The organism is Streptomyces sp. NPDC039480, assembly GCF_055597165.1.
This window is the reverse complement of record NZ_JBVITX010000006.1, coordinates 139,794-166,202: the sequence shown is the minus strand read 5'-3', so window position 1 is coordinate 166,202 and position 26,409 is coordinate 139,794. Positions and strand designations below refer to the sequence as shown.

22 protein-coding genes and 1 pseudogene are annotated in these 26,409 nt (G+C 72.0%); 12 read left to right on the top strand and 11 right to left on the bottom strand.

Annotated elements, in window-relative coordinates; genetic code table 11:
* Positions 1-27: 27 nt before the first annotated feature.
* A complete protein-coding gene (locus tag ACZ56E_RS20335) occupies positions 28-1,683 on the bottom strand; it encodes an FAD-binding dehydrogenase (protein WP_471215934.1) in 1,656 nt (551 codons plus the stop codon).
* Positions 1,684-1,836: 153 nt separating this feature from the next.
* Between ACZ56E_RS20335 and ACZ56E_RS20330 the strand changes: the two genes are divergently transcribed.
* Both ACZ56E_RS20330 and ACZ56E_RS20325 read left to right on the top strand, forming a co-directional pair.
* Complete coding sequence (locus ACZ56E_RS20330; protein WP_471215932.1) at positions 1,837-2,481, top strand: TetR/AcrR family transcriptional regulator; 645 nt, start codon at positions 1,837-1,839, stop codon at positions 2,479-2,481.
* Between the two features lie 41 nt (positions 2,482-2,522).
* Positions 2,523-3,293: a glucose 1-dehydrogenase gene (locus ACZ56E_RS20325; RefSeq protein WP_471215930.1), complete on the top strand. Its 771-nt coding sequence runs from the start codon at positions 2,523-2,525 to the stop codon at positions 3,291-3,293.
* Between the two features lie 49 nt (positions 3,294-3,342).
* Here ACZ56E_RS20325 and ACZ56E_RS20320 read toward each other — a convergent pair whose 3' ends face one another.
* Positions 3,343-3,549 carry a hypothetical protein gene (locus ACZ56E_RS20320; RefSeq protein ID WP_471215928.1) on the bottom strand — a complete coding sequence of 69 codons (207 nt, stop codon included), beginning with the start codon at positions 3,547-3,549 and terminating at the stop codon, positions 3,343-3,345.
* Between the two features lie 95 nt (positions 3,550-3,644).
* Here ACZ56E_RS20320 and ACZ56E_RS20315 point away from each other — a divergent pair, with 95 nt between their 5' ends.
* From ACZ56E_RS20315 to ACZ56E_RS20305, 3 genes are read left to right on the top strand one after another with little or no spacing between them, the layout of a single operon-like run.
* Complete coding sequence (locus ACZ56E_RS20315; RefSeq protein WP_471215926.1) at positions 3,645-4,181, top strand: NUDIX hydrolase; 537 nt, start codon at positions 3,645-3,647, stop codon at positions 4,179-4,181.
* A 38-nt stretch (positions 4,182-4,219) separates the two neighbouring features.
* Positions 4,220-4,612 (top strand): YidH family protein, encoded by a 393-nt coding sequence (locus ACZ56E_RS20310; RefSeq protein ID WP_398309891.1) that lies wholly within the window; start codon positions 4,220-4,222, stop codon positions 4,610-4,612.
* A 20-nt stretch (positions 4,613-4,632) separates the two neighbouring features.
* Positions 4,633-4,932, top strand: a complete 300-nt coding sequence (locus ACZ56E_RS20305; protein WP_471215923.1) for a DUF202 domain-containing protein — start codon at positions 4,633-4,635, stop codon at positions 4,930-4,932.
* A 54-nt stretch (positions 4,933-4,986) separates the two neighbouring features.
* On the opposite strand, the gene ACZ56E_RS20300 is transcribed toward ACZ56E_RS20305, so the two are convergent.
* Positions 4,987-5,922, bottom strand: coding sequence for an NADP-dependent oxidoreductase (locus ACZ56E_RS20300; RefSeq protein ID WP_471215921.1), 936 nt, complete (start codon positions 5,920-5,922; stop codon positions 4,987-4,989).
* A gap of 180 nt (positions 5,923-6,102) precedes the next feature.
* On the opposite strand from ACZ56E_RS20300, the gene ACZ56E_RS20295 reads away from it, so the two are divergent.
* From ACZ56E_RS20295 to ACZ56E_RS20285, 3 genes are all read left to right on the top strand, one after another.
* Positions 6,103-6,399 (top strand): hypothetical protein, encoded by a 297-nt coding sequence (locus ACZ56E_RS20295; RefSeq protein ID WP_471215919.1) that lies wholly within the window; start codon positions 6,103-6,105, stop codon positions 6,397-6,399.
* A gap of 119 nt (positions 6,400-6,518) precedes the next feature.
* Positions 6,519-7,541: a phosphotransferase family protein gene (locus ACZ56E_RS20290; RefSeq protein ID WP_471215917.1), complete on the top strand. Its 1,023-nt coding sequence runs from the start codon at positions 6,519-6,521 to the stop codon at positions 7,539-7,541.
* A gap of 6 nt (positions 7,542-7,547) precedes the next feature.
* Positions 7,548-8,762, top strand: a complete 1,215-nt coding sequence (locus ACZ56E_RS20285) for an acyl-CoA dehydrogenase family protein (RefSeq protein ID WP_471215913.1) — start codon at positions 7,548-7,550, stop codon at positions 8,760-8,762.
* A gap of 45 nt (positions 8,763-8,807) precedes the next feature.
* On the opposite strand, the gene ACZ56E_RS20280 is transcribed toward ACZ56E_RS20285, so the two are convergent.
* From ACZ56E_RS20280 to ACZ56E_RS20265, 4 genes and pseudogenes are all read right to left on the bottom strand, one after another.
* Positions 8,808-9,404 (bottom strand): TetR/AcrR family transcriptional regulator, encoded by a 597-nt coding sequence (locus ACZ56E_RS20280; protein WP_468612117.1) that lies wholly within the window; start codon positions 9,402-9,404, stop codon positions 8,808-8,810.
* A 21-nt stretch (positions 9,405-9,425) separates the two neighbouring features.
* Positions 9,426-11,087: pseudogene (locus tag ACZ56E_RS20275) on the bottom strand (class I adenylate-forming enzyme family protein); the annotation flags it as partial.
* A gap of 503 nt (positions 11,088-11,590) precedes the next feature.
* Positions 11,591-12,358, bottom strand: coding sequence for an SDR family oxidoreductase (locus ACZ56E_RS20270; RefSeq protein WP_471216406.1), 768 nt, complete (start codon positions 12,356-12,358; stop codon positions 11,591-11,593).
* A gap of 102 nt (positions 12,359-12,460) precedes the next feature.
* Positions 12,461-13,159 (bottom strand): alpha/beta fold hydrolase, encoded by a 699-nt coding sequence (locus ACZ56E_RS20265; RefSeq protein ID WP_471215907.1) that lies wholly within the window; start codon positions 13,157-13,159, stop codon positions 12,461-12,463.
* Positions 13,160-13,295: 136 nt separating this feature from the next.
* Between ACZ56E_RS20265 and ACZ56E_RS20260 the strand changes: the two genes are divergently transcribed.
* From ACZ56E_RS20260 to ACZ56E_RS20250, 3 genes are all read left to right on the top strand, one after another.
* Positions 13,296-14,624, top strand: coding sequence for an erythromycin esterase family protein (locus tag ACZ56E_RS20260; RefSeq protein ID WP_471215903.1), 1,329 nt, complete (start codon positions 13,296-13,298; stop codon positions 14,622-14,624).
* A 93-nt stretch (positions 14,625-14,717) separates the two neighbouring features.
* Positions 14,718-16,046 (top strand): MFS transporter, encoded by a 1,329-nt coding sequence (locus ACZ56E_RS20255; protein ID WP_468612121.1) that lies wholly within the window; start codon positions 14,718-14,720, stop codon positions 16,044-16,046.
* A gap of 70 nt (positions 16,047-16,116) precedes the next feature.
* Positions 16,117-17,382, top strand: a complete 1,266-nt coding sequence (locus ACZ56E_RS20250) for a serine-threonine protein kinase (protein ID WP_471215900.1) — start codon at positions 16,117-16,119, stop codon at positions 17,380-17,382.
* 10 nt (positions 17,383-17,392) lie between these two features.
* On the opposite strand, the gene ACZ56E_RS20245 is transcribed toward ACZ56E_RS20250, so the two are convergent.
* The gene (locus ACZ56E_RS20245; RefSeq protein WP_471215897.1) at positions 17,393-20,218 is read right to left on the bottom strand and encodes a penicillin acylase family protein; all 2,826 of its coding nucleotides are present in this window, start codon (positions 20,216-20,218) and stop codon (positions 17,393-17,395) included.
* Positions 20,219-20,523: 305 nt separating this feature from the next.
* On the opposite strand from ACZ56E_RS20245, the gene ACZ56E_RS20240 reads away from it, so the two are divergent.
* A complete protein-coding gene (locus ACZ56E_RS20240) occupies positions 20,524-21,132 on the top strand; it encodes a hypothetical protein (RefSeq protein WP_468612126.1) in 609 nt (202 codons plus the stop codon).
* 105 nt (positions 21,133-21,237) lie between these two features.
* On the opposite strand, the gene afsR is transcribed toward ACZ56E_RS20240, so the two are convergent.
* The 3 genes from afsR to ACZ56E_RS20225 all read right to left on the bottom strand — a co-directional run bounded on the left by afsR (position 21,238) and on the right by ACZ56E_RS20225 (position 26,349).
* The gene (afsR, locus tag ACZ56E_RS20235) at positions 21,238-24,222 is read right to left on the bottom strand and encodes an SARP-family global regulator AfsR (RefSeq protein ID WP_471216403.1); all 2,985 of its coding nucleotides are present in this window, start codon (positions 24,220-24,222) and stop codon (positions 21,238-21,240) included.
* A gap of 994 nt (positions 24,223-25,216) precedes the next feature.
* Positions 25,217-26,041, bottom strand: coding sequence for a S1 family peptidase (locus ACZ56E_RS20230; protein WP_471215893.1), 825 nt, complete (start codon positions 26,039-26,041; stop codon positions 25,217-25,219).
* Complete coding sequence (locus ACZ56E_RS20225; protein ID WP_471215891.1) at positions 26,038-26,349, bottom strand: CU044_2847 family protein; 312 nt, start codon at positions 26,347-26,349, stop codon at positions 26,038-26,040. Before ACZ56E_RS20225 ends, ACZ56E_RS20230 begins: the two co-directional genes overlap by 4 nt.
* Positions 26,350-26,409 lie beyond the last annotated feature (60 nt).

Here is a 26,409-nt window from a genome sequence, read left to right as displayed (position 1 = left end):
CCCGCTCAACTCCCGCTGGAGGCCCGGTCAGTTCACCGCTCGGGCGGCCGCGCGGCCCGCCGTGCGTCCCGAGAAGAGGCAGCCACCGAGGAAGGTGCCTTCGAGGGAGCGGTAGCCGTGCACTCCTCCGCCGCCGAATCCGGCGGCCTCCCCCGCCGCGTACACGCCCGGCAGGGGCTCGCCGCCCTCGGTCAGGACGCGCGAGGAGAGGTCGGTCTCCAGGCCGCCGAGGGTCTTGCGGGTGAGGATGTTGAGGCGGACGGCGACGAGCGGGCCCGCCCCGGGGTCGAGGAGGCGGTGCGGTGCGGCGGCGCGGATGAGGCGGTCGCCGAGGAATTTGCGGGCGCCGCGGACGGCCGTGACCTGGAGGTCCTTCGTGAAGGGGTTGGCGATCTCGCGGTCGCGGGCGGCGATGGTGCGGTGCAGGTCGTCCTCGTCGATGAGGGGCTTCTCGGTCAGCGCGTTCATGCCGCGCACCAGGGCGCCGAGGTCCTTCTCGACGACGAAGTCGACGCCGTGGTCCATGAACGCCTTGACGGGGCCCGGCACTTCGGACCTGGCGCGGTCGACGACGCCGCGCACCGACTTGCCGGTCAGGTCGGGGTTCTGCTCGGAACCGCTGAGGGTGAACTCCTTGCCGATGATGCGCTGGTTGAGCACGAACCACGTGTAGTCGTAGCCGGTCTTCATGATGTGGTCGAGGGTGCCGAGCGTGTCGAAGCCGGGGAAGAGCGGCACCGGCAGGCGCTTGCCCTGCGCGTCGAGCCAGAGGGACGAGGGGCCCGGCAGGATGCGGATGCCGTGCCGTTCCCAGATGGGGTTCCAGTTCTCGATGCCCTCGGTGTAGTGCCACATGCGGTCGCGGTTGATGAGGCGGGCCCCGGCGTCCTCCGTGATGCCGAGCATCCTGCCGTCCACGTGCGCCGGGACTCCGGAGATCATCTTCCGGGGCGGGGTGCCGAGCCGCTCGGGCCAGTTGGCGCGGACGAGGTCGTGGTTGCCGCCGATGCCGCCGGAGGTGACGATCACCGCCTGGGCCCGGAGCTCGAAGCTCCCGGTCACCTCGCGGCTGCTGGCCTTGCCCCGCTCGACGGCCGACGGCTCCAGGATCTCGCCGGTGACCGTGTCGACGCTGCCGCCGGTGCGCGTAAGTCCGGTGACGCGGTGCCGGAACCGCAGCTCGACGAGGCCGCGCGCGGCCCCCTCGCGCACCCGCCGCACGAACGGCGCGAGCAGCCCCGGGCCCGTCCCCCAGGTGATGTGGAAGCGGGGGACCGAGTTTCCGTGGCCCTGCGCGTCGTAGCCGCCGCGCTCGGCCCAGCCGACCACGGGGAAGAACCTGACGCCCTGGCCGTGCAGCCAGGGCCGCTTCTCACCGGCGGCGAAGTCGACGTACGCCTCGGCCCACTTGCGCGGCCAGTGGTCCTCAGGCCGGTCGAAGGCCGCCGTCCCCATCCAGTCCTGGAGGGCGAGCGCGTGGGAGTCCTTGATCCGCATCCGCCGCTGCTCGGGCGAGTTCACGAAGAAGAGGCCGCCGAAGGACCAGTGCGCCTGACCGCCGAGCGATTGCTCCGGCTCCTGGTCGAGAAGGATGACCCGGCGGCCCGCGTCGACGAGCTCCGCGGTCGCCGCCAGTCCGGCGAGCCCTGCCCCGATCACGATCACATCTGCGTCGTACGCCATAGAGGTCGTCCTCCTCGACAAGGTCCCGCGACGTTACTGGTGGGTCATGTCCGTGCAGGTCGAATCCTGGGCAGCGGCGTGACGGACGTCAACCGGGCGGCCGACGGGAAACCTCCCCTCGCTTTTAATAATGGCCAGCATTAACATGGGCGCATGGCAAGGACGTCGGGCCCGGAGACCCGGGAGAAGCTCATCCGCGCGGGCGAGGAGGTCTTCGCCGCCCAGGGCGTGGACGGCGCCCAGTTGCGCGACATCGTCCGGCTCGCGGGGCAGAGCAACCCCTCCGCGGTGCAGTACCACTTCGGTTCCCGCGGCGGTCTCCTCGACGCCGTGATGGCCGCTCGCCAGCAGCGCACCGAGCGGGTGCTCGCCGCCGAGCTCGAGCGCGCCGGAGGTGCCGCGGCGGATCTGCGGGGACTGCTGACAGCTTTGGTGAACGCCGAGGCGGGCGAGTTGCGCACCGAGCGCGGGCGGCGCTGTCTGCGGATCTCCGCCCAGCTCAGCCACGAGAGCGGCGTGCGTACGCGCACTCCGCACCCCACCATCGCCGGCACCGTCTACTGGACCGTGATCGGCCGTCTGGAGGAGTGCCTCGCGCCCGGGTTGCCGGAGGCGGTGCGTCTGGAGCGGCTCGACCTCGCGCTCACGCTGATCGGCGCCGCCCTGGGCGACCGCGCCCGTCAGTACCTGGCCGGGACCACTCCCCTGACCGGCGAGGACGTCTTCCTCGCCGACCTCGTCGAGACCACCGCGGCGCTGCTGCGGGCCCCGCGACCCACCCTTGGCACGACCCCATGACCCTGACCCTTGGCACGACCCATGCCCCTTGGAGAGACCCCATGACCCAGCACGACCTGACCGGCAGGACCGTCGTCATCACCGGCGCCGCACGCGGGCTCGGCGCCGAGGCCGCCCGGCAGGCCGTCGCCGCGGGAGCCAACGTCGTCCTGACGGACGTGCTCGACGAGGAGGGCGCCGCCATCGCCGTCGAGCTCGGCGACCGCGCCCGCTTCGCGCACCACGACGTGACGTCCGAGGAGGACTGGCAGCGCGTCACCGACTTCGCGGTCGCCGAGTTCGGCGCGCTGCACGGCCTGGTGAACAACGCCGGGATATCCACCGGCCAGTTCCTGGAGTCGGAGTCCGTCGAGCACTTCCGCAAGGTCCTCGACATCAACCTCACCGGCGTGTTCATCGGCATGAAGACCGTCGTGCCCGCCATGAAGGAGGCCGGGGGCGGCTCGATCGTCAACATCTCCTCCGCCGCGGGCCTGATGGGCCTCGCGCTCACCGCGGGCTACGGCGCGTCGAAGTGGGGCGTGCGCGGCCTCACCAAGCTCGGCGCCGTCGAACTCGGCACGGCCCGGATCCGCGTCAACTCCGTCCACCCCGGCATGACGTACACCCCGATGACCGCCGAACTCGGCATCGAGCGGGGCGAGGGCAAGTACCCCAACACCCCGATGGGCCGCGTCGGCGAACCGCACGAGATCGCGAGCGCGATGATCTTCCTGCTCTCCGACGCGGCGTCCTACGTGACCGGCGCGGAACTGGCCGTCGACGGCGGCTGGACGGCCGGGCCCACGGTCAAGTACGTGATGGGGCAGTGAGCAAGGTCCGGCCGGGGCGGGGGCGCGGGACGTGCGGACGGCCCTCCACCTAGTCGTGCCCGCCGGCTCGGCGCTCGATCGCCGCCCAGGCCCGATCGGCGACGGTTCCGGTGATCAACGCTGCTACGGCGGCGACGTACCAGGGGAGGTCGAGGACCAGGCAGGGGACGATCGCTACTGCCAGCGCAAGCAGGTTGAGCCACCAGGGCGTGCGCAGGACGAGGGGAGCCCCTTCGTGAGGTTTACCTGTCAGCACTTCTTCTTGCTCACCTTGCTCAGCTTCCCGTCGGTGTACAGCGAGCCAGCGTATCCGGTGGTGACCGAACCGCTCAGTCGGGTTGGATGGGCGGCATGACGTCGAGCCATGGCCCCGTGTCCGATCCCCGTGCGGAGATGATCACTGTCGTCGACGAGAACGACGACGTGGTCGGTGCGGCGCCGCGCGGTGAGGCGTATGCGCGCGGGCTGCGGCACCGCTGCGTGTTCGTCCTTGTGCGGGACGCCGAGGGCCGCGTCTTCGTGCATCGGCGCACCCCGACCAAACTGGTCTTCCCCTCGCTGTACGACATGTTCGTGGGCGGTGTGGTCGGGGCGGGCGAGGCGTACGACGACGCGGCGCTGCGCGAGGCGGAGGAGGAGTTGGGCGTGCGGGGGCTGCCGCGCCCCACTCCGCTGTTCAAGTTCCTGTACGACGACGGGGCGGGGAAGTCCTGGTGGTCGTACCTCTACGAGGTCCGGTGCGAGCTGCAGGTGCGGCCGCAGGTCGAGGAGGTCGCCTGGCACTCCTTCGTCACGGAGGACGAGCTGGAGCGGCGGCTGGACGAGTGGGAGTGGGTGCCGGACGGGCTCGACGCCTACCGCCGGCTGCGGGCCTTCCGCGCGGGCTGAGCCGCGCGGCACCTCTGGCCACGGCTTATGGTGCGGCCGTGAGCAACTTCGTACAGAATCTGCGCCTGTGGTTCGCCCCGGAGCGCGTCCGCGAGGAGGGTGACACCCCCGACTACCGCTTCTCGCTCGCCAACGAACGCACCTTCCTGGCCTGGCTGCGCACTGCGCTGGCACTGATCGGCGGCGGCTTCGCCGTCGACCAGTTCCTGCCGGACCTGCGGTGGGGCTGGCGGATCGGACTGGCCCTCGCGCTGCTCGCCGCGGGCGTCCTGTGCTCGCTGCGCGCGGTGAACCACTGGGTGCGCTGCGAACGCGCCATGCGGCGCGGCGACGACCTGCCGACCAGCCGTTTCCCGACCGTGCTGAGCCTGGTGGTCGCGGTGGTCGCGCTCGCCATGGTGGTGGTCGTGCTCTTCGGGTGGGAGGGGTGACGGGGCCGGACAGCGCGAGGGTGCGTGACCCCGGGCTGCAGCCGGAGCGCACCCGCCTCGCCTGGCGGCGCACCACGCTGTCCTGCACGGTCGCCGCGGTGCTCGCCGCCCGCGCGGTGCTCCACGACGGGACCACCGCGCTCGGCGTGCTGGCCTGCGCGGTGTGTCTGCTGCTCTGGCTCGGGTTCCTGGCGGCGGCGCACCACAGGATGGTCGCCCTGACGACGCACCAGCCGCGGCCGCTGTCGCTCCGGGCGGCGCGGACGGCGGCCCTGTGCACGTTCGCACTGGCGGTGTGCGCGGTGCTGCTGCTCGTCTGAGGGCCGCCGCACCAAAAGAGCGCTCAGGGCGTCGAGCCGTCAGCCGTCGAGCCGTCAGTCCGCCCAGTCCACCGTCACCACGATCTTGCCGCGGGTGCGGCCCTCCGCGCTCAGCCGGTGTGCGTCGGCCGCCCGCTCCAGCGGGAACGTCTTGTCCACGTGGACGGTCACGACGTCCTGTTCCGCGAGCTCGGACAGGCGCTGGAGGTCGGCGGCGACGGGCCGCACGAAGCAGTAGTGGCCGCCCATGCCGATCACCGCGCCGTCCGCGATGGACGCCAGCCGGCCGCCGGGCGCGAGGAGCTCGGCGGACGCCTTGAGCGTGTCGCCGCCGACCGTGTCGAAGGCCGCGTCGACCCCCTCCTCGACGAGCGCGCGGACGCGTTCCACGAGCCCGTCCTCGTACGTGACCGGCTCGGCGCCGAGCTCCCGCAAGAAGTCGTGGTTGCGCTCGCTCGCGGTGCCGATGACGCGGGCGCCCGCGTGCCGGGCGAGCTGGACCGCGAGGGAGCCGACGCCGCCGGCCGCCGCGTGGACGAGGACCACGTCCCCCTCGGTCACCGACAGGGCCTGGTTGATCACCTGGTAGGCGGTGAGGCCGGCGAGCGGCAGGCCCGCGGCCTCCTCGAAGGAGAGGTTGCGCGGCTTGCGGGCGAGGGTGCGCACGGGGGCCGCGACGTACTCCGCGAAGGTGCCGCGGGAGAGGAAGTCCTCGCGCACATAGCCGATGACCTCGTCGCCGACGGCGAACTCCGGGGCCGATGCGCCCGGCTGGACGACCACACCCGCGACGTCCCAGCCGGGGACCACGGGGAAGACCGGTTCCAGGAGGCCGTCGAGATAGCCCTCGCGGCACTTCCAGTCGACGGGGTTCACGGCCGCGGCACGCACCTTCACCAGGACGGAGTCGGGCCCGACCTTGGGGTCGCGCACCTCTCCGTACTCGAGGACTTCGGGCCCGCCGTAGCTGCGGTAGCTGATCGCCTTCATCGGGTCGCCTTCATGGGGTCGCCTTCGCGGAGGACAGGGAGACAGCGCAGGACATGGAACAACGACAAGGCTCACATAGAGGGATTAAGGGGGCATCGCGGGCTAGCCTGAGAGAGTCACCCCGCCCCCGTACCCCCGTTCCCGTAACCCCATCCCCCGAAGTCACAGAAGGTGCGCGTCATGACCACGCTCCACCACGAACACCCGGTGCACGACCACATCCACGGCCCGGCCTGCGGCCACCCCGAGGTGCCGCACGGCGACCACGTCGACTACGCGCACGACGGCCACCTGCACCGGCGGCACACCGACCACTACGACGAGTGCGAGCCCGCCGGCCACATCGCCCACCAGGGCCACGACCACCGGCACGGCGACGGCTGCGGGCACGCATCCGTCCGCCACGGCGACCACGTCGACTATCTCCACGACGGCCACCGGCACGCCGAGCACGACGGACACTGGGACGACCACTGACCCCTTCGCGCGAGGCCTGAGACGGGGACCTCTGGACGGCATACCGACTGGTCGGCATCATGGGGTGGCACGCCACATCAGGGTGTGGCACGCCACCACCACGCCGATCAGGAGCGAAGATGAGCTCAGACCACCCGCCGGGCCTCGACCTCGACCAGTTGCGCGGCCACCTCGACCGCGAGCGGCCCGGCCTGGTCGGCGGGCCGCTCACCGCGCGGCTGATCGAGGGCGGCCGGTCCAACCTCACCTACGCCGTCACCGACGGCGTCACGCGCTGGGTGGTGCGGCGGCCCCCGCTGGGCCACGTCCTCGCCACCGCGCACGACATGAAGCGCGAGTACCGCGTGATCGAGGCGCTGCACCCCACGGATGTGCCGGTGCCCGCGCCCGTGCTGCTCTGCCAGGACGAGACCGTGGTCGGATCGCCCTTCTACGTGATGGAGTTCGTGGACGGGACGCCGTACCGCACCGCCGACGAGCTCGCCCCGCTCGGGCCCCGGCGCACCCGGGACGCGGTGCTCGGCCTCGTCGACACCCTCGTCGACCTGCACGCCGTGGACCCGGCGGCCGTCGGGCTCGGCGACTTCGGGCGGCCCGAGGGGTTCCTCGACCGGCAGCTGCGCCGCTGGGGCAAGCAGCTCGACGCCTCCCGCAACCGCGAGCTCGCCGGCATCGACGAGCTGCACGCGGCGCTCGGGCGCTCGCTGCCCACCTCGCCCGCGCCGGCCGTCGTCCACGGCGACTACCGCCTCGACAACGTCCTGATCGGCAACGACGACCGGATCAAGGCCATCCTCGACTGGGAGATGTCCACGCTCGGCGATCCGCTCACCGACCTGGGCCTGCTCGTGATGTACAGCGCGAAGCTGGAGGTGCCCGACTCCCCCGTCAGCACCACGGCGGGCGCGCCGGGCCACCCCGACCCGGCCGAGCTGATCGAGCGGTACGCCGCGCGCTCGGGGCGCGACGTGTCGGCGATCTCCTGGTACACGGCGTTCGCGTGGTTCAAGCTCGCCGTGATCCTGGAGGGCATCCACTACCGCTACACGCTGGGCCAGACGGTCGGTGCGGGCTTCGACCGGATCGGCGAGCTGGTGCCCGTGTTCATCGAGCACGGTCTGACGACCCTCCAGGAAGGCTGATCCCCCGTGGACTTCGCATTCGACGCCCGCACCCAGGAGCTGCGGGAGCGGCTCCTCGCCTTCATGGACGAGCACGTGTACCCGGCGGAGGCCGTCGCCGACGAGCAGCGCGCGCGGCTCGACTCGCCGTGGCAGACGCCCGCCGTCGTCCGGGAGCTGAAGGCCGAGGCCCGCAGGCAGGGCCTGTGGAACCTCTTCCTCCCCGACGCCGAGCACGGCGCAGGACTCACCAACCTCCAGTACGCGCCGCTCGCGGAGATCACCGGCCGCTCCCCGCAGTTGGCGCCCACCGCGCTGAACTGCGCGGCGCCCGACACCGGCAACATGGAGGTGCTCGCGCAGTTCGGCACGGACGAGCAGCGGAAGCGGTGGCTGGAGCCGCTGCTGGCCGGTGAGATCCGTTCGGCGTTCGCGATGACCGAGCCGGAGGTGGCCTCCTCCGACGCCACGAACATCACGACGCACATCGAGCGCGACGGCGACACGTACGTCATCACCGGCCGCAAGTGGTACATATCCGGGGCGATGAACCCGGACTGCCAGATCTTCATCGTGATGGGCAAGACCGACCCCGACGGCGCCGACATCCGCCGCCAGCAGTCCATGGTCCTCGTCCCGCGCGACACCCCGGGCCTCGAAGTCCGGCGCGCCATGCGGGTGTACGGCTACGAGGACCACTACCACGGCGGTCACGCCGAGGTCGTCTTCGATCGGGTGCGGGTGCCGGTCTCGAACCTGATCGGCGAGGAGGGCGGCGGCTTCGCCATCGCGCAGGCACGCCTCGGCCCCGGCCGTATCCACCACTGCATGCGGCTGATCGGCATGGCCGAGCGGGCCATCGAGCTGATGTGCAGGCGGGCCGTGTCGCGCACGGCGTTCGGCAAGCCGCTCGCGCAGCAGGGCGTCGTGCAGGAGTGGATCGCGGACGCGCGGGTCGCCGTGGAGCAACTGCGGCTGCTCGTCCTCAAGACGGCCTGGCTGATGGACACGGTCGGCAATCGCGGCGCGCACACCGAGATCCAGTCGATCAAGATCGCGACCCCGCGCGCGGTGGTCGACATCCTCGACCGGGCCGTGCAGTTGCACGGTGCAGGGGGTGTGAGTCAGGACTTCCCCCTCGCCGAACTGTGGGCGGCGGCGCGGACGCTGAGACTGGCCGATGGGCCTGACGAGGTGCATCAGCGGTCGCTGGCGCGGCGGGAACTGAAGCGGTACCTGTAGCCCCGTCAAGGGCGCCCTGGTTGCGCGGGCGGTTCCCCGCGCCCCTTACGGGGTCCGCAGGGCCCTCAGGAGGAGGTCGGCCAGGTGGTCGGCGACCTGTTGCGGGGTCAGGGGGCCGTCCGGGCGGTACCACGTGGACAGGTGGTGGACCGAGCCGAAGTGGTAGTCCACCACCAGGTCCGCGGGGGTCGCCGCGGAGAAGACGCCGGACTCCTGGCCCTCCTCGATCAGGGCGCGGAAGCGCTCGTGGTAGCGGCGGCGCTCGGCGCGGACCTGTTTGTTCTTCTCCGGGCTGAGGCTGTGCATGGAGCGGAAGAAGATCGACGCGTCGTCGAGGTTGTCGATGGTGGTGACCACGACGTCCGCGGCGGCGGCGCGGACCCGCTCGGCGACGGGGGCGTCCGCGTCGGCGATGGCGTCGAGCCGCTCCTGCTGGACGCGGAGCATCCGGGCGTAGACCTCGTGCAGCAGGTCGTCCTTGGACCCGAAGTAGTGGTAGAGGGCGCCCTTGGTGACGCCTGCCGCCTCGACGATCTCCTGCACCGACGTGCGGTCGTAGCCCCGGTCGGCGAAGAGCCTGGTGGCGGCGGCGAGGAGTCGCTGCGGGACGGGCGTGCCGTCACCGTCCGTCGTTCTGGCCACTGCCGCCACCTGCCTTTCGCGTCACTTGCTGTGCTGTGCCCGGGAACGCAGTTCCCGTCGGAGGATCTTCCCACTTGTGGTCTTCGGCAACTCCGCCAGGATCTCCACCTCGCGCGGGTATTTGTACGCGGCGAGGCGCTCCTTGCAGTACGCGGCCAGCTCGTCGGGGGCCGTGCCGCTCCCCGGCCGGAGGCTGACGTACGCCTTCACGGTCTCTCCGCGGTAGCTGTCGGGGATGCCGACGACGGCCGCCTCGCGCACGGCGGGGTGGGTGTAGAGGACGTCCTCGACCTCGCGGGGCCACACCTTGAAGCCGGACGCGTTGATCATGTCCTTCTTGCGGTCGACGACGTAGAGCCAGCCGTCCTGGTCCATGAACCCGATGTCGCCGGTGCGCAGTTCGCCGTCGGGGAAGGTCTCGGCGGTGGCGTCGGGCCGCTGCCAGTAGCCGGGTACGACCTGCGGTCCGCGGACGACGATCTCGCCGTGCTCCCCGAACGGCACCTCGTGGCCGAGGTCGTCCAGGATGCGTACGACCGTCTCGGGTCCCGGGACGCCGACGGCGAGGGTGCCGGAGACGGGGTCGACGGGGGCCTCCTGGCCCGGCGGCACGGAGGCGCAGGGCGCGGTGCACTCGGTGAGGCCGTAGCCGTTGTGGAGGTAGGGGCCGAAGGACGCGCGGAACTTCTCCACCAGGGCCGGGGGCAGCGGCGCGCCGCCCGAGGAGATCATCGCGAAGGAGTCGAAGTGGGCGCGGGTCACCGAAGGGTGGGCGGCCAGCGCCATGAAGGCCGTGGAGGGGCCGACCGTGTACGCGGGGCGGTGCTCGGCGAAGGCGTCGAGGACGACGCCGGCCTCGAAGCGGTAGGCGAGCGCGAGCGTGCCGGCGTTGGCGACGCAGGCGGCGACCTGCGCGACCATGCCGGTGATGTGGAAGAGCGGCGCCATCGCGAAGTAGCAGGCGCCTTCCGGTATTCCGGATCCTGCGCGCTGGCGTTCGGCGTTGTAGGTGATGTTGCCGTGGGTGTTCATGGCGCCCTTGGGGGTGCCGCTGGTGCCGGACGTGTAACTGATCAGCGCGATGTCGGAGGGGCCGACGGCGCGGTCGGCGGGGGCCGGGAGTCCCTGGCGGGCGACCGCCACCAGGTCGTCGGCGTCGGCGGCGGGCGGCAGGCGCTCGAAGTCGAGGACGCGCGGGTCGTTGCGGGTCTGGAGGTCGAGCTGGCAGGCGGTGAGGACGACGCGCACCGGCGAGCCCGCCGCCGTGTCGCGCAGATACGTCTCCCAGGCGCGGTCCGAGCAGATCAGCGCGGTCACCCCGGCGTCGGCGAGGACGTGTCCGACCTCCGCCGACCGGTACATGGGGTTGACGGGGACGACGGTCGCGCCCGCCTTCCAGGCGCCGAGGAGCGCGAGCACGAAGTGCGGGGTGTTCTGCAGGAGGACGGCGACGCGATCGCCACGGCCGACCCCGCGCGCGGCCAGGTGCCCGGCGACGGAGTCGCTGAGGACATCGGTCTCACGGTAGCTCAGGCGCCCGTCGAAATAGGCGAGGGCGGTGCGCTCGGGGGCCCGGTCAACGGCCACACGAAAGGCCTCGGGCACGGAGCCGGCGGGGTGCACGGGGGCACGCTGAGCATCATTGAGCCGACCAAGCCAGGGCTTGGCCGCGTACGGGGACCCGGCGGGGAGGGGGCGGTGGGCACGGTCGCGGGTGGCGTCGCCGCGGGCGCCGTCGCCGCGGGTGCCGACGTCGCAGGCGCCGTCGCCGTGCATGCCGTCGCCATGCATGCCGTCGCCGCGGGTGTCGACGTCGCGCGTGCCGACGTCTCGGGTGCCGTCGATGCGCGTGTCGAGGTCGCGGGTGCCATCGACGCGCATGCCGACGCCGCAGGTGCCGTCGCCGTGCATGCCGACGTCGCGCGTGCCGACGTCGCGGGTGCCCTCGCCGTTCGCGCCGTCGCCGCGGGCGCCCTCGCCGCGGGTGCCATCACCGTCCGTGCCGCCGTCGCGGGTGCCATCACCGTCCGTGCCGGCGCCGCGGGCGCCCTCGCCGCGCGTGCCGTCACCGCGCGTGCCGTCGCCGCGCGTGCCCTCGTCGCGCGGGCCGTCGTCGCGCGGGCCGTCGTCGCGCGGGCCGTCGTCCTGGGGAAGGTCGTCCTGTGTGAGGTCGTGCGTGTGGTTGTTCACCGGTCGGTTGCCTCCCACTTCTGTTGGATGTGGTTCATGCCCTTCAGCCACTTGTCGGGGGTTTCGGCGCGCGCCCGGTAGAACGCGGCGACCTCGGGGTGCGGCAGGATCAGGAAGCGGTCCTCCGCCATGCCGGCGAAGAGCGCCGCGGCGACGTCGTCCGGCTCGATGGCGGTGGGCGTGAGCACCAGGTCGCCCGCGGTGCCGGTGGCGGCGAGCATGTCGGTGCGGACGCCCTGCGGGCAGATCGCGTGGACCTTGAGGCCCCGGTGCCGGTAGGTGAGCGACAGCCATTCGGCGAAGGCGTACGCGCCGTGCTTGGTGACGCTGTAGGGCGCGGCGCCGATCATGGTGAGCAGCCCAGCCGCGGAGACCGTGGAGACGAAGCGGCCGCCGCCCCGCTCCAGCCAGTCGGGCAGCAGCGCCTGGGCCGCCCGCACGTGCGCCATCACGTTGACGTCCCAGGCCGCGGCCCAGACCTCCTCGGGCGCCGCCTCGCTGCCCCCGGAGCCGAGTCCGGCGTTGGCGCAGTACACGTCGACCGTGCCGCCGAGCGCCTCGCGGGCCTCCGGCACGACGACGGACGCGTCACCCGGTACGGCGATGCCGCCCACCTCGTCGGCGACGGCCTTCGCCTTGGCGCCGTCCAGGTCGTTGACGACGACGCGCGCCCCCTCCGCGGCGAAGCGGCGGGCGAGCGCGGCCCCGATGCCGCCGCCTCCGCCCGTGATGACGACACCCTTGTCCCGCAAGGTTTCCACGATGGTTCTCCTTCGGCCCGCGGCTCGGCTTCGCTGGCAGACTAACCAGTCGGTATGTCGTCGCGGAAGGGGGGCGCCACAGCGAGAGGAGGTGAAGCGGAGGGCTCAGGTCCGCACGGCGGCGTGCAGGATCCTCGCCAGCTCGCGCGGCTGGGAGAACATCGGCCAGTGGCCCGTGTCCATCTCGACGAGGCGCCAGCGCCCGCTCTTGAGGAGTTCGGCGACGTCGTCCGTCGGCTCGGCGCCGTCGAGCAGGCACTTGACGTACGTGGTGGGAAACTCGCCGAGCGACCGCTCGAGGACGGCGGGCTCGGTCAGGGTGGCGCCGGGATGCGGTGTCGAGCCGCCGGCGAACCGGGCGATCTGCTCGCTGTCCAGGTCCTGGCCGTCGAAGTCCGCGGCGCTGAGGGGCGGCCACGAGCCGTCGCCCTCGTCGAGTGTGGCCTCGAACATCTGCTGGCCCTGCCACCACATCGACGCGAACGACTCGCCGTCGACCGGGACGCTCGCGTCGACGAACACGACGTGCCTCAGCCGGTCGCCGATGCGCTCGGCGGCCTGCCCGACGGGGATGCCCGCGTAGCTGTGCCCCACGAGGACGACGTCCCGCAGGCCGAGCCGTTCGACCTCGTCGACGACGTCCCGCACATGGGTCCGCTGTCCGGCCGGTACGTCCTGCTTGTCGGCGAGGCCCGACAGCGTCAGGGGATGAGCGCCGTGCCCGGCGGCCCGCAGCTCCCGCGCCACGTCCTCCCACGCCCACGAGCCGAGCCACGCGCCTGCTACCAGTACGAATTCCGCCATGGCGCCGAACGTACACGCCATGGCGGCGGTGGGGCAGACCCCACCGGTCATGGGGGTGCCCGCCGGATGGCGCGGAGCCCGGCGCCCGCGGGATCGTGATCTTCCAGATGAATAGGTCGAGTTCAGGAGGCACGACATGGCACCGGTGACGCGCCGCAGGGTCCCTCTACTGCTGGTCACGGCGGCCGGGGCGGGTGCGCTGCTCGCTCCCCACGCGGCGGCGGCCGCGCCACGGCACGCGGATCCGGTCGCGGCGATCGAACGCGCGGCCCACCCCCTGCGGTCGACCGATCCGGGCGGCGGCACCAGGGATCTGCGCCCGCTCAGCCGGATGGTCGGCGACGCGTCGGTGGTGGGTCTCGGTGAGGCGACGCACGGTTCGCACGAGTTCTTCACCATGAAGGAGCGGGTGTTCCGCCATCTCGTCGAGGAGAAGGGCTTCACCACCTTCGCGCAGGAGGTGAGCTGGACGACCGGCGTGCGCTTCGACGCCTATGTGCGGGGCGGCGCGGGCGACGCGCGCGGACTCGTCCACCGCGAGCTGGCGAAGACCCCGTGGGACACGGACGAGTACGTGCATCTGCTGCGCTGGATGCGCGCGTACAACGAGAAGCACCCGGAGCGCGAGCTGCGCTTCATGGGAAACGATCTCAACTACCCGGAGCAGGGCGCCGAGTTGTTCGACGGCGTGCGCGACTACGTACGCGCCCACGAGCCGGATCTGCTGCCCCGGATCACCGAGCTGTACGCGCCGCTGCGGCGCCTCACGGACGGCGACACGTACATGGCACGGCCGCTCGCCGAGCGCAAGACGCTGGCGAGGAAGGCGCGCGAGGCGTACGGCCTGCTGAAGGAGCGCGGTCCCGGCGCGCGGAGCGAGGCGTACGAACTCGCCCTGCACCATGCCAGGTCCGTCGCGCAGACCGGCGACATGTACGCCTTCCCGCTCGATACGCCCGACGGGCAGCGGGACGCGATGCTGTACCGCGACCGGCTCATGGCGGACAACACGGCGTGGTGGCAGCGGTATGCGGGCGGCAAGGTGCTCCTCTCGGCCCACAACGCCCATGTCGCGTACGAGTCCTACGATCCGCGCTATCCGAAGATGCAGGGCGCCTTCCTGCGCGACCGGCTCGGCAAGCGGTACGCGAGCATCGGGTTCACCTTCAACGAGGGTGGGTTGATGGCGCAGAGCGCGGATTCCCAGGAATGGAAGCCGCGTCGGCTCCGCCCGGCGGAGCGCGGCACGAACGAGCACACGCTCGACAAGGTGCGCTTCGACGACTACTTCGTCGACCTGCGGACCGCTCCCCCCGCCGCCCGCGAGTGGCTGGGCGAGCCCCGGACCACCCGGAGCATCGGCACCGCGTATCCGGACGGCCCGTACAAGATCCGCCTCGGGGCCTCGCACGACATCCTCATCCATCTGCACGACATCACACCGGCCCGTCGGCAGTCTCGATGACCGAACAATCTCAGTGACCGAGCAGTCTCAATGACCGAGACCAGCCGTATCACCTATTGACTGTCCCCTACATCGACCACGAGAGTGCCGCTCGTGCACAGCGAAGCGACAGCAACAGAGAAGCAGCAGGTCCGGGCCGCAGAAGGGGACGCGGGCAGCGCCGAGAGTCTGCGCCGGGTCGCCGTGGCCTCCTTCATCGGGACGGCCATCGAGTTCTACGACTTCTACATCTACGGGACGGCGGCCGCCCTCGTCCTCAACGAGGCGTTCTTCCCGACCCTCGACCCGGTCAACGCCACCCTCGCGTCGTTCTCCACGTACGCGGTGGCGTTCGCGGCCCGGCCCATCGGCTCGGTGATCTTCGGGCACTTCGGCGACCGGGTGGGACGCAAGTCCGTCCTCGTGGCCTCGCTGCTCCTGATGGGGCTCTCGACCGCCCTCGTCGGCCTCCTGCCGGGCTATGACACATGGGGCATCTGGGCGCCGCTGCTCCTGATCCTGCTCCGCTTCCTGCAGGGCATCGGCCTCGGCGGCGAGTGGGGCGGCGCCGCGCTGCTCGCGGTGGAGCACGCACCGAAGAAGAAGCGCGGGATGTACGCGGCCTTCCCGCAACTCGGCCCCTCCGTCGGGTTCTTCGCGGCGACCGGTGTCTTCTGGCTGCTGTCGGCCACACTCTCCGACGACGCGTTCAGGTCGTGGGGGTGGCGGGTGCCGTTCCTGCTCTCGTTCCTGCTGGTCGCCGTCGGCCTGTTCGTACGCCTCAGGATCAGCGAGACGCCGGTCTTCGCGAAGGTCATGGCGGCACAGGAGGCGAGCAAGGTGCCCGCGCTCGACGTGCTGCGCCGCCATCCGCGCGAACTGCTGCTCGGCGCGGGCGGCATGGTCGTCGCGTACGGCCTCTTCTACACCGCCACGACCTACTGCCTCTCCTACGCCACCGGCACCCTGCACATCTCGCGCGACACCATGCTCGGCCTCTCCCTGGTGGCCTGCCTCTTCCTCGCGGCCGGCACCTGGCTCGCCGCGACGCGCTCCGACGGAGCGGGGCGGCGCAGACTGGTCCTTGCGGGCACGGCGCTCGCGGTGGTGTGGGGGCTCGTGCTCTTCCCGCTCCTGGACACCGAGCAGCCGGTGCTCGTCGCCCTCGCGATCGGCGGCGCGCTGTTCTGCATGGGGGTCGTCTACGGCCCGATGGGCGCCTATCTGCCCGAGCTGTTCTCCACGAGCGTGCGCTACTCGGGCGCCTCGCTCGCGTACAACCTGGGCGGCGTGCTCGGCGGCGCGGTGTCGCCGCTGGTGGCGACCCGGCTGCAGTCGGCGTTCGGTTCCTCGTCGGTGGGGTGGTACGTGAGCGCGATGGCGGTCGTGTCGCTGCTGTGCGTCCTCGCGCTGCCGGAGACGCGGGAGCGGGAACTCGTCTGAGCCGGCGTGCACGGCAGCTGATCGTGCGCGACATCTGGCCAGGTGGCCCGGGCGGCAGGACCATGACTGCGTGGAGCCCTACTGGGAATTGACCTTCGACGCCGACGGCGACGTCGACACCGCGCAGCGTGCGGAGCTGCTGTCCGGCGCGGAACGCGAACGCGTCACCGATCTGCTGGTCTTCGCGCACGGCTGGAACAACGAGCAGAAGGACGCCAGGAAGCTGTACCGGCGCTTCTTCGGCCCCTGCCAGGACCTGGCCGGGTCAGGCGTGCGCCTCGGCTACGTCGGGGTGCTGTGGCCCGCCATCCGCTTCCCCGACGAGCCCATCCCCGACTTCGACCCCTCGGCCGCCGCCGTGCCCGCCACGCCGCCCGGCGAGCCCGTGCTCGACGCGGCGACCCGGCAGGCGCTCGACCGGGCCTTCCCCGACCACGCCCAGACCCTCGACCGGATCGCCGAACTGCTCGCGGAGCGCTCCGAAGTACCGTCGCGCGTCTACGAGTTCGGGCGGCACGTCCGGGAGCTGGTCTCCCTGCGCGAGACGCACCCGGCACGCCACTTCGGCCAGGACACCGGCGCGGGCGAGCCCGCCATGCTCACCGACGACGCGGTCCAGGTCTGCGAGATCTTCGCCGCCGCGCGCGCGGACACCGGAGAGCCGCTGCTCCTCGGCGAACTGCGCGAGCGGCTGTGGGACGGCGCGCACGAGCTGCTGCGGCAGGGCACGTACTACGCGATGAAGCGGCGGGCGGGCGCGGTCGGCCAGCTGGGGCTCGGCCCTGCGATCGGTCTGCTCGCCGCCGACGTGCCGACGATCAGGGTGCACCTCATCGGGCACAGCTTCGGCGGCCGGCTCGTCTCGTACGCGCTGCGCGGGATGCCCGCGGACGTGCGTGCGGTGAAGTCGGTGACACTCCTCCAAGGGGCCTTCTCGCACTACACGTTCGCCGAGCGCCTGCCGCACGACAAGTCGCGCGGCGGCGCCCTGCACGGCGTGCAGCGCCGCGTCGACGGCCCGCTGGTCTCCTGCTACTCGCGCCACGACGCCGCGCTCGGCCGCCTGTACCCGCTGGCGTCGAAGCTGGCCGGCGACTCCTCCTCCTTCCTCAGCCTGTGGGAGCGGTGGGGCGCCATCGGCTACAACGGCATCCGCGCCGTGGACGGCACCAAACGCATCAAGCTCGGCGACAAGCTGCCGGCCAAGGGGTGCGTGAGCGTCGATGCGGCGTCGGTGGTGCGGCGCGGCGGTCCGCCCTCCGGCGCGCACAGCGACGTGTGCCATGAGGAGCTGGCACGCCTCGTGTTCGCCGCAGGGCGGATCGCTCTCGCCTGAGGGGCCGCGGCTACCGGTGCCGGGGGAACTCGACGACCTGCTGGTACGTCGGGCGGTTCTGCCACTGGATCGGCTTGTGCGTGATGCCGCCGAGCGCCCGGTGGACGATCGAGTCGGCACACCACTGGTCGCCGGCCTTGCAGGAGCCGTCCCCTGGATAGACCTCGGTGGCGGGCTTGGCGACGGCCTGCGCGAGGGTGGTCAGCAGGGCGTCACGGCAGGCGTCGAGCTCGCCGTCGCCGCAGTACGCGTCGGCGAGCCCGCCCTTCACCGGCTCCCCGAGGACCGTGCGCAGGTCCTTGTCGGCATAGCCCCACCAGCCGTACTGGAAGGCCGATCCGGCGTGCGCCCCGGTGGGTCCGTGGCCCGCGGACGGCGCCTCGTCGGTGGCGAGCTGTGCCGTGAGGGCGTCGTAGAGGTCCTTGCCGAGGCCGGGCTCGAACTCGGCCTCGATCAGCAGCGGCCACCAGGCGTCCATGATCCGCACGGCGTCGGGGTGGGCGTACGTCTTCGAGCCGGCCGACGTCTGGTTGCGCTGCGCGCCCGCCTTGCGCCACGCCTCAAGCTGCTGGATCGTTTTCGCCAGTTGGGGATCGGTGACCGGCTTGCTGCGGAGCACCTTGAGCAGCTCGGGCAGCACCTGTTCGCCGCGCAGGTCGGTGACGGCCGCCTCCGCCATGGCGCGGGTGAGGGAGGCGCGGGTGACGCCGCCCTCCTCGGTGAGCTTCCTGACCCGCCCGTCGAGCAGGTCGCCGCGGTGCACGGCGCTCACGCCGAAGCCCGCGGTGCTGAAGTCCTTCGCCTGTTTGTTGTTCCAGGAGATGTAGTAGTCCTGGTTGACGGACTGCGGGTGCTCGGCGGGCGGGGTCTGTGCGGAGGTGTTGTTCTCGGGATCGAAGTCCCGCCACTCGTAGGCCTGTTGGGCCTTGACCGGCAGGGCGGGGTCGACGCCGTCCGCGCGCTCGGGGTTGGCGCCGCTGTTGTAGTACGCGATGTCGCGGGAGTCGGCGTAGAACCAGTTGAAGGCGTAGCTGATGTGCTGCGCCGCCTCCTGGAAGCTCGCGGCGTCCTTGACGTACGACGGGTCGTTGAACATCTGGAAGCCGATGATGGAGTCGGCCTCGTGGCGGTAGGTGGAGCGCAGCGAGACGTACGCGACGGGCTTGCCGTCGACGCTCGCGCGGTGCGTCACGATGCCGTACTTCGTGCGGAAGACCTGCATGCGGTAGGAGCCGGCGGCCGTGGAGTCGGCGAGGGTCGGCTTCCAGGCGTTCTTGCGCTCCAGCTTCTCCATGGGCGTGCAGGTGCCCCGGTGGAGGTAGCCGGCCGACTGTTTGGTGGGGGTGCCGCCGCCCGGTTCGCAGAGTTCGACGGCGTACGTGTCGGTGATGTCCTGTCCCGCTGAGGTGGCCGACCACGCGTAGTCCTGGCCGCGTCCCAGCTGGACGTACATGCCGACGCCCGCGAAGGAGACGCCGCGGGCGCTGATGCCGGGGCCCTGGAGTTCCTGCTGCATGAGGAGCTGGGGCGCGAAGTAGCCGGTCTGCGGGCCGAAGACGGCGACGGGGTTTCCGCTCGCGGTGTGCTTGCCGGAGACGAGCAGGGCGTTCGACATGCCCTTCTTGTGGCCGTCGGCCCGGAAGAGGTCCGGGGGCAGGACGCCCTTGTCGTACATCCCCTGGAGCGGCTTGAGCTTCTTCGGGGCCTTCACCGGGTCCTTCGCGCCGCTCTTCGCGCCGCCCTCCCTGTCGTACACCAGCTGCTCGCGCTCGACCGAGCCCGGGTCGGGCATGGCAGTGCCGCGCGCCTTCTCGGGCTTGCCCGCGTACGGGAAGCTCGTGCCGTCGTGGATGGTCTGGACGGCCTCGGGGTCGTTGCGGGCGCGGAAGGACTCCCAGACCTCGGTCCCCTTCTGGACGCCGTACTTCTCCTGGGACTTCAGCAGGGAGAGGGCGGACTCGACCTCTCCGCCGCCGCCGTTACCGAAGAGGCCACCGACCACCGAGGCCAGCGCGATCATGTCGGTGACCTTGAAGGGCTCGATCTCGCCGATGTTCGTGATCGCGTCGATCTTGCCGGTGAGGACGTACTCGCCGGGGAAATAGCGGCCGTTCTTCGCCTTCACGCGGTAGGCGTTGAGCCCGTCTATATAGGCCTGCGCGTCCTCCATCGCCTGCCTGCCGCGCTCGCCCTGCGTCGACTTGATGTACTCGACCTGCTTCTCCAGATCCTTCTCGGTGTACGGGGCCTGCGGCCAGAACTGCTGCTCCAGGCCCTGGTTGGCGAGCGCGCCGCCCGCGAACGAGGTCAGCTGCCCGCGTCCGATGTGCCGGAAGAGGTCGATGAGCCAGAGCCGGTCCTGTCCGGCGGCGAAGCCAGCGCCGAACTCGGTGCCGTAGCGCGTGGTGCCCTTGATGTGCGGGATGCCGTACTTCTTGTCCCGGGTGATCGTCACGTCGTCGCGCGGCCTGGTGACGGAGGCGACCTGGCCCTCCCGCACGCCGAAGGAGGCGTCGTTGAAGAACTCGGTGAGCCGGTCGTCGGTGAGCGAGGGGTAGCCGGAGGAGAGCGCGTCGTAGGGCGCCAACTGGTCGTCGGCGTGCGCGGGCTGCGTGCCGAGGAGCCGGTGGGCGAGGATCTCGGCGAGCGTCGCACTGCCGTTCGCGCCGGGCGGCAGGATGTCCGCGCACTGGCTTCCGCAGTGGTCGACGACCTCCTCCCGCGGCGCCGGGTCCCGCGGGGCGGCGGCGCTCGCCTGGGGCGTGAGCAGGGCGGCGCCGAGTGCGAGCACCGCCCCCGACGTGAGCGTTCTGAGCCTGACGGTGCGACGTCGCATGGGTGCTCCTCCGGTTTCTGCGGAAGGCCGATGCGGCGGAGGCTACTGGCGGGTTGCCGAACCCGAAAGATGAACAAGCGTCGCCTTTGCCGAATCACCACAACGCGCCCCCCTTGTGTCGGCATCACCCCAGATGAGGCGGGCAGGCGAAAAACAGTCGCGCGAAGAGGGAGCCGAATCGCGTGTCGATACGTCTACTCGGCGACGTCGTTTCGAGCTCGATCGACTTGGCTCGACATCGATGCAGGCGAATGCGGAACACGGGGTACCAGTACGCGAACCATGTGTGACGGAGGTGCAGGGCGATGGCCGGATTCCGGAGTCTCGCGAGACAGGTGCGCGATCCGAAGAGCGATCTGGCGCTGCGACGCTACTCGCTGCGCAAGTGCCTGGAGAGGTTCGCCCCCTACGGACACCGGGCGACCTGGGACCATCTGTGCGCCAGGGCCGGGTTCGGGCCCGAGGACAGGTCCCCCGACCCGGCGCGGCTGGTGTCGGCGCTGAACGAGCTGGAGGCGGCCCGCGCGGTCTGGCTCGCCTACGAGGCGGGCTTCGCGGAACGCCGCCGCAAGGAGAAGCACGACGGGCTCAGGCGCCCGGGCACCGTCGACGACTGGCACCGCTGCACCTGGGGCGGTTTCGGGGTCGCCTGGTGTGACGACCCCGACATCCATCCGCACGAGCCCCTCGCCGAGGTGCTGCGCCGGCTCATCGCGGCGCTGGAGAGGGAGCCGGGCACGGCCTGCCCCGTCTGCGCGGACACCGCCCTCGCCTGGAAGCACGGCCTGGCGCACGAGCCGTCGTCGGGAGCGGTCTGCACAGGCTGCGGCATCGTTGTGCCCGCCCCCGTCCTCACCCCGGAGGCGGTGACCCAGGCACGGTCGAGGTCACTGCGCCCTCTGGTGTCCGTCTGACCGCCCCTCGGTGAACTCCGTACCGGGGGGACTCTGTACCGGCGCGGCCTGGCAGCTTCCGGGCCGCACCGGCCGGCGCGCGGGACGCAGGCTCGTGCGGCGCCCCTAGGCGCTCCTGAGCCGCCGCGAGATGAGGGAGTGGAGTCCTGCCGTCTCCGCCTCCTGCCGGGTTCCGGCCTGCTCGTGGATCGCCAGCGCCTCGTGCCAGCAGGCCCGGGCGCGGTCCGACTGGCCGAGGGCGTCCAGCGAGCGGCCGAGCACCGTGAGCACACCGGCCCGTACGGATTCACCCCCGATGCAGCCCGTGGCGAGGGCCTGTTCGGCGTGGAGCGCGGCCTCGGTCGGGTGGTGGGCCGCCAGCTGGACCGCTGCCAGGCGGTAGTGCGTCGTGCCCTCCCACAGCCGGTGGCCGCTCTCCTTGAACACCGCGAGGGCCCGGTTGAGTTCTTCGACGGCCTCGGTGAGCCGGTCGTTCGCCGCTAGGGCGAGACCGAGCGTGTACCGGCTGCCGGCGGCACCCACCCCGTGGCCCATGTCGTCGAAGATGGCGGTGCTCCGCTCGGCGAGCACGAGTGCGTGGAGGGCGTTTCCGGTCTGGAGGCGCAACCGCGCCTGACCGCTCAGCGCACGGGCCTCACCCGCCCGGTCCCCTATCTCGCGGAAGCCGGCGACGGCCTTGTAGAAGTGGGTCTGAGCGATGTCGGGGCGCTGCCGCTGCACGGCGATCAGGCCCAGGATGTGGGTGGCCCAACAGACAGGCAGCCGGTCCTGGTCCGCGCCGCCGAGGGAGAGCACGAGCTCCGCCTCACTGGCGGCCTCGTCGAAGCGTCCTGCGAACTCGTGGGCGCTGCTCAGGGCGACGAGGATGCGCCGCTCGGCCCGGGCGTCGGCCTGTTCCAGCGCCGCGTCGCGCAGCGCCGTCGCCGTCACCTCGAACTCCCGGGAGTTGGCGCCCGATTCCGCCAGGTCGAGGGCGGACCACAGCAGGTCGGCGGCCCGCCTCAGGGTGCGCGGCGACGTGGCCTGCCGGGCACACGCCAGCAGGCAGCTCGCCTCGGTGTAGAGCCAGTCGCGGGCTTCGTTCCGGTCCGTGAACTCCAGTCGCTGGACGGATGTCGGCTCCAGGTGGCCGGCCAGGGCGTCTCCCGGCCGCTCGATCGCGTAGGCGTGCGCCGCGGTCGCGAGGTAGAAGTCGAGGAGCCTGGCGAGAGCCGCCTCGCCTTCGGACGGAGGCTGTCCGCCCGGTCCCTGGCCGGCTCCCGCCCGGTGCATCTCGTCGACGGCGCGGGCGTAGAGACGTACGAGATCGTCGTACCGGTAGCGGCCCGGGCCCGCCGATTCGAGGAGCGATGTGTCGACGAGGGCCTCCAGGAGGTCTTCCGTCTCCTCCAGGGGCAGATCGAGCATCGCTGCCGCCGCGGCCAGCGAGACATCCGGGCCTTCGGCGAGGCCGAGCAGCCGGAAGGCGCGGGCCTGGGCGGGCCGCAACTGGCCGTACCCGAGTTCGAGGGTCGCCTTCACCGCCAGGTCACCGGCCTGAAGCTCGTCGAGGCGGCGCCGTTCGTCGGCGAGCTTCGCCGCAAGCACCGAGACCGTCCAGGTGCGGCGAGCGGCCAGCCGAGAGGCGGCGATGCGGATGGCGAGGGGCAGGAAACCGCAGGCCGCGACCACGTCGAGGGCGGCCTTGCGCTCCGCGAGGACCCGCTCCTCCCCCACGATCCTGGTGAAGAGCTGGAGCGCCTCCTCGGGAGACATCGCACCCAGGTCGACGAGGTGCGCGCCCGCCAGGTCGACCATCCGGACCCGGCTGGTGATCAGCGCCGCGCAGCCCGCCGTGCCCGGCAGGAGGTGGCGGATCTGACCGGCGTCGCGGGCGTTGTCGAGGACCACCAGGACGCGCCGCCCGTCCAGGACGGAACGGTAGAGCGCCGCCCGGTCTCCGAGCCCGTCCGGGATATGGGCATCGGGGGTGCCCAACGCCCGCAGGAAGGAGCCGAGGACGGTTTCGGGCGAGTCCGGCTGCGCGTACGCCCCCTGGAGGTCGACGTACAACTGGCCGTCGGGGAAGTGCTGGCGGGCCTTGTGGCCGACGTGCACCGCGAGAGTCGTCTTGCCCACACCGCCGATTCCCGCGATCGCGGCCACGGCCATGACGGAGGCGTCGGCCGCGTGCAGCGCCTCGATCAGCTCGCGGACGAGTGAGGTGCGGCCGGTGAAGTCCGGGACGGTCGCGGGCAGTTGTGCGGGCCGTGCGAGTGCGGTGGCCGGGGCCGCTTCGTCCACGGGCCGGCCGAGCCCCGGGTCGGCCTGGAGGATACGGGCCTGCAGCTCGTTCAGAGCGGGACGCGGGGCGACGCCGAGCTCTTCGGCGAGGAGGCGGCGCGTATCGGCGTACACGGCGAGGGCCTCGGCCTGGCGCCCACAGCGGTAGAGCGCGAGCATGAGCAGTTCACGCAGGCGCTCGCGCAACGGGTGCTGGGCGGTGAGGGCCGTCAGTTCGGAGACGGCCTCGGCGTGCGCACCCATCTCCAGGTCCACGTCGATCCGCGTCTCCAAGAGCTGGAGGCGCCACTCCTCGAGGCGCAGGCGCTGGGTCTCCGCGTACGGTCCCGGGATGCTCGCGAGCGGTTCGCCGTCCCACAGCGCGAGCGACTTGCTGATGAGCGCGCGGGCTCTGCTCAGCTCGCCCGCGGCCATGGCACGTTCCGCCTCCGCGGCGAGGTCCTCTGCCACGTGGAGATCGAGTGAACCGGCCGGGACGCGCAGCGCGTAACCGCCGGACTCGCTGACGAGGAGACCGGGTTCCAGCGTCTTGCGCAGCCGGGACGCGTAGGTCCGGATCGCGGCGAGCGCCTGACTGGGCGGGTCCTCTCCGTAGAGGGCGTCGATGAGCTCCGAGGCCGTGGCCGTGCGGCCGTCACGCAGCAGCAGGACGACGAGGAGAGCGCGCTGCTGCGGTGAGCCGGTCGGCACCGTTTCGCCTTCACGCCAGATCCTGACGGGCCCAAGGACGCCGAAGCGCAGGGTCTCCGCGCCCTCCGCCGCCCACTTCGGCGGACTCGTCGGTTCGGCGGTCGCGGTCCCCTGCACGGCTGACGCCGCTCCGGGGGGCGCGACGCGCGGCGCCGTCGGCGGTGATGCGGGCGGTGACGTGGGCGGCCGCACCGCGGGCCGCCGCTCCCCGTCCGCCTGCTCCGCCGCGGCCAGGACCAGGGCCTCGGCCTCCTCGATGCGCCGCGCGTCGCCCGTGGCCCGGGCCGCCTCGAACTCCGTGGCCGCCAGGTTCGCAAGGATGGAGCGGCACAGGGGGTGGCGCGGCCCCAGCATGGCGGAGGCCTTCTGCGCGGCGACCGCGATGACGTCGATCGCCCGCTCCATCCGCGCGTGGTCGCCCGCCGCGAGCGCGGAGCCGAACTCGGCCCTCGCCAGGGTGACGAGCGCGGAGAGCGAGGTGGGATGGCCGTCTCCGAGGCGCCGCGCCAGCTGTCGCGCGGTGTCGGCGATGGCGTGCACGAGGCGGTCGGCGTCGTCGTCGCGGCCCTGCCTGCGGGCGGTCTCGGCGAGCACCGACGTCGTCAACAGCTCGGTTTCCAGCCGGATCTGGGCGGGCTCGTCGGGGGCGCCGAGGCGTTGCGCCCGCTCGGCCGCGGTCCGCGCGCCGGTGAGATCGCCGAGCCGGAGCTTGACCGCCGCGAGATTGGCGAGGGAGCGGGAGCCGGCCGGCTCGCCGTCGGCGTGCGGGCCCATGGAGACAGCCGTGGACAGCAAGGTGGCCGCGGCCGACAGGTGACCGCGGTCCGCCAGGGCGACGGCGAGTTGGTCGCGGAGGTCTCCGGTGGCCGGGAGGGACTCCGGGTCCCACAGGAGCCGGGAGACCACATGTTGCAGAAGGGCGTGGGACGCTTCGGTGTGGCCGAGCGTCTCGAGCAGCGTCACCAGATAGGTGAGGTCCCTGCCCAGCCCCGGCCGCCCGAGCTCGACGGGGGAGCCGCACAGGGCCAGCGCGGCGGCCCAGGCGCGACGGCGGGCATCGGTGTCGCCGCTCAGTGCCCGCTCGGCGTCGGTGATGGCCTGCTGCCACGGGTCACTCATGGTCGTCTCCGCGCAGTTGGCGTTCGATGGCCGCTTTGGCGGCCATGAACTTGAGCTCGGCGATCTGCGAGGCGTCCAGGACGTGTCGCTGGGACCACTCGTCGATGCGCCGGAACCAGGACTCCGCGGCGCCCGCCGCCTCGTCGACGGTCAAGGTCTCGTCCTGCCGGTCACGCCCGGCCCCGGCGCTCACCGGATGGACCACGTCCATCAGGTGCTCCACATCGAACTGGTCGAAGCGGCGCATGGCTTCGGCGACCGTCGCGGCGAACAGTACGTTGGCGGAGCGGTGCACGTCGGCGCGGTCGGGTGCCTGCTCCAGGAGGATGCCGATGACCACCGGCTCGCCGGACTCCGGGACGCCTCTGACCACCGGGCCCCCGGAATATCCCGAGTAGTCGCCGAGGTACTGGTGCGCCGTCAGCTGGAGCGCCTGGATGACCGCGCCCCCTTCGCAGAGATATTCGGCGGAGCCGCTGTCCACCTGCCCCCTGAGGTAGACCTCGGCGGACGCGGGGCGGTAGGGCCCGTGCCAGTGGTCCCCGCCGTGGGCGACGCCGGCTCGGGGGATCGGCAGCCGCACGTCGTGGGCGGCGGCGATGGTGATCAGTGCGAGGTCGGCCGCCTCGTCACGTCGGCAGACCTGGCCGACGAGCCGGCTGCCGTCCGCGAGGACGATGTCCACTCGGTCGTCCGGCGCGGTGAGGCTCCTCAGACAGTGCAGCGCCGTGAGCACATACCGGCGGGTCAGCAGGAAGCCGCCGCCGAGGCGCTGCTCGGACTCGAAGAGTTCGACCCAGTAGCTCGCCCTGGTCACCGCTGCTCCGGCGCCCGCTCCACGGTGAGGGTGACCTCGAACGAGGCCTCAGCCGAGGCCTTGGAGAGGATGACCCCGGCCTCCGCCGCCAGGGTCAGCCCGAAGGTGACGCTCATGCCGGACACCTGCCAGCCGTCACGGCGCCCCACCTGGGAGAGGGACCGCTGAGCGATGTCCGAGGCCTGGACGATGGCCTCCTCCAGCTCAGGTGCCCGCTCTCCCAGGGAAGAGCTGGTCCGCGTGCGGCTGGCGATCTGACGGCTGCCGGTGGCGTCCAGAGCCACTGTCTCGACCCTGACGTCCGCCATGCGTCCCCCTGTCGGTGCGGTGCTCGTCGCACCGGATCTCCGTCGCCGACCGCAGCGTAA

What these genes read in the sequence shown, in the direction of transcription:
- ACZ56E_RS20335 (WP_471215934.1), bottom strand. Translation starts at nt 1,683, where the DNA reads ATGGCGTACGACGCAGATGTGATCGTGATCGGGGCAGGGCTCGCCGGA.
- ACZ56E_RS20330 (WP_471215932.1), top strand. Translation starts at nt 1,837, where the DNA reads ATGGCAAGGACGTCGGGCCCGGAGACCCGGGAGAAGCTCATCCGCGCG.
- ACZ56E_RS20325 (WP_471215930.1), top strand. Translation starts at nt 2,523, where the DNA reads ATGACCCAGCACGACCTGACCGGCAGGACCGTCGTCATCACCGGCGCC.
- ACZ56E_RS20315 (WP_471215926.1), top strand. Translation starts at nt 3,645, where the DNA reads ATGACGTCGAGCCATGGCCCCGTGTCCGATCCCCGTGCGGAGATGATC.
- ACZ56E_RS20300 (WP_471215921.1), bottom strand. Translation starts at nt 5,922, where the DNA reads ATGAAGGCGATCAGCTACCGCAGCTACGGCGGGCCCGAAGTCCTCGAG.
- ACZ56E_RS20295 (WP_471215919.1), top strand. Translation starts at nt 6,103, where the DNA reads ATGACCACGCTCCACCACGAACACCCGGTGCACGACCACATCCACGGC.
- ACZ56E_RS20290 (WP_471215917.1), top strand. Translation starts at nt 6,519, where the DNA reads ATGAGCTCAGACCACCCGCCGGGCCTCGACCTCGACCAGTTGCGCGGC.
- ACZ56E_RS20265 (WP_471215907.1), bottom strand. Translation starts at nt 13,159, where the DNA reads ATGGCGGAATTCGTACTGGTAGCAGGCGCGTGGCTCGGCTCGTGGGCG.
- ACZ56E_RS20260 (WP_471215903.1), top strand. Translation starts at nt 13,296, where the DNA reads ATGGCACCGGTGACGCGCCGCAGGGTCCCTCTACTGCTGGTCACGGCG.
- ACZ56E_RS20245 (WP_471215897.1), bottom strand. Translation starts at nt 20,218, where the DNA reads ATGCGACGTCGCACCGTCAGGCTCAGAACGCTCACGTCGGGGGCGGTG.
- ACZ56E_RS20240 (WP_468612126.1), top strand. Translation starts at nt 20,524, where the DNA reads ATGGCCGGATTCCGGAGTCTCGCGAGACAGGTGCGCGATCCGAAGAGC.
- ACZ56E_RS20225 (WP_471215891.1), bottom strand. Translation starts at nt 26,349, where the DNA reads ATGGCGGACGTCAGGGTCGAGACAGTGGCTCTGGACGCCACCGGCAGC.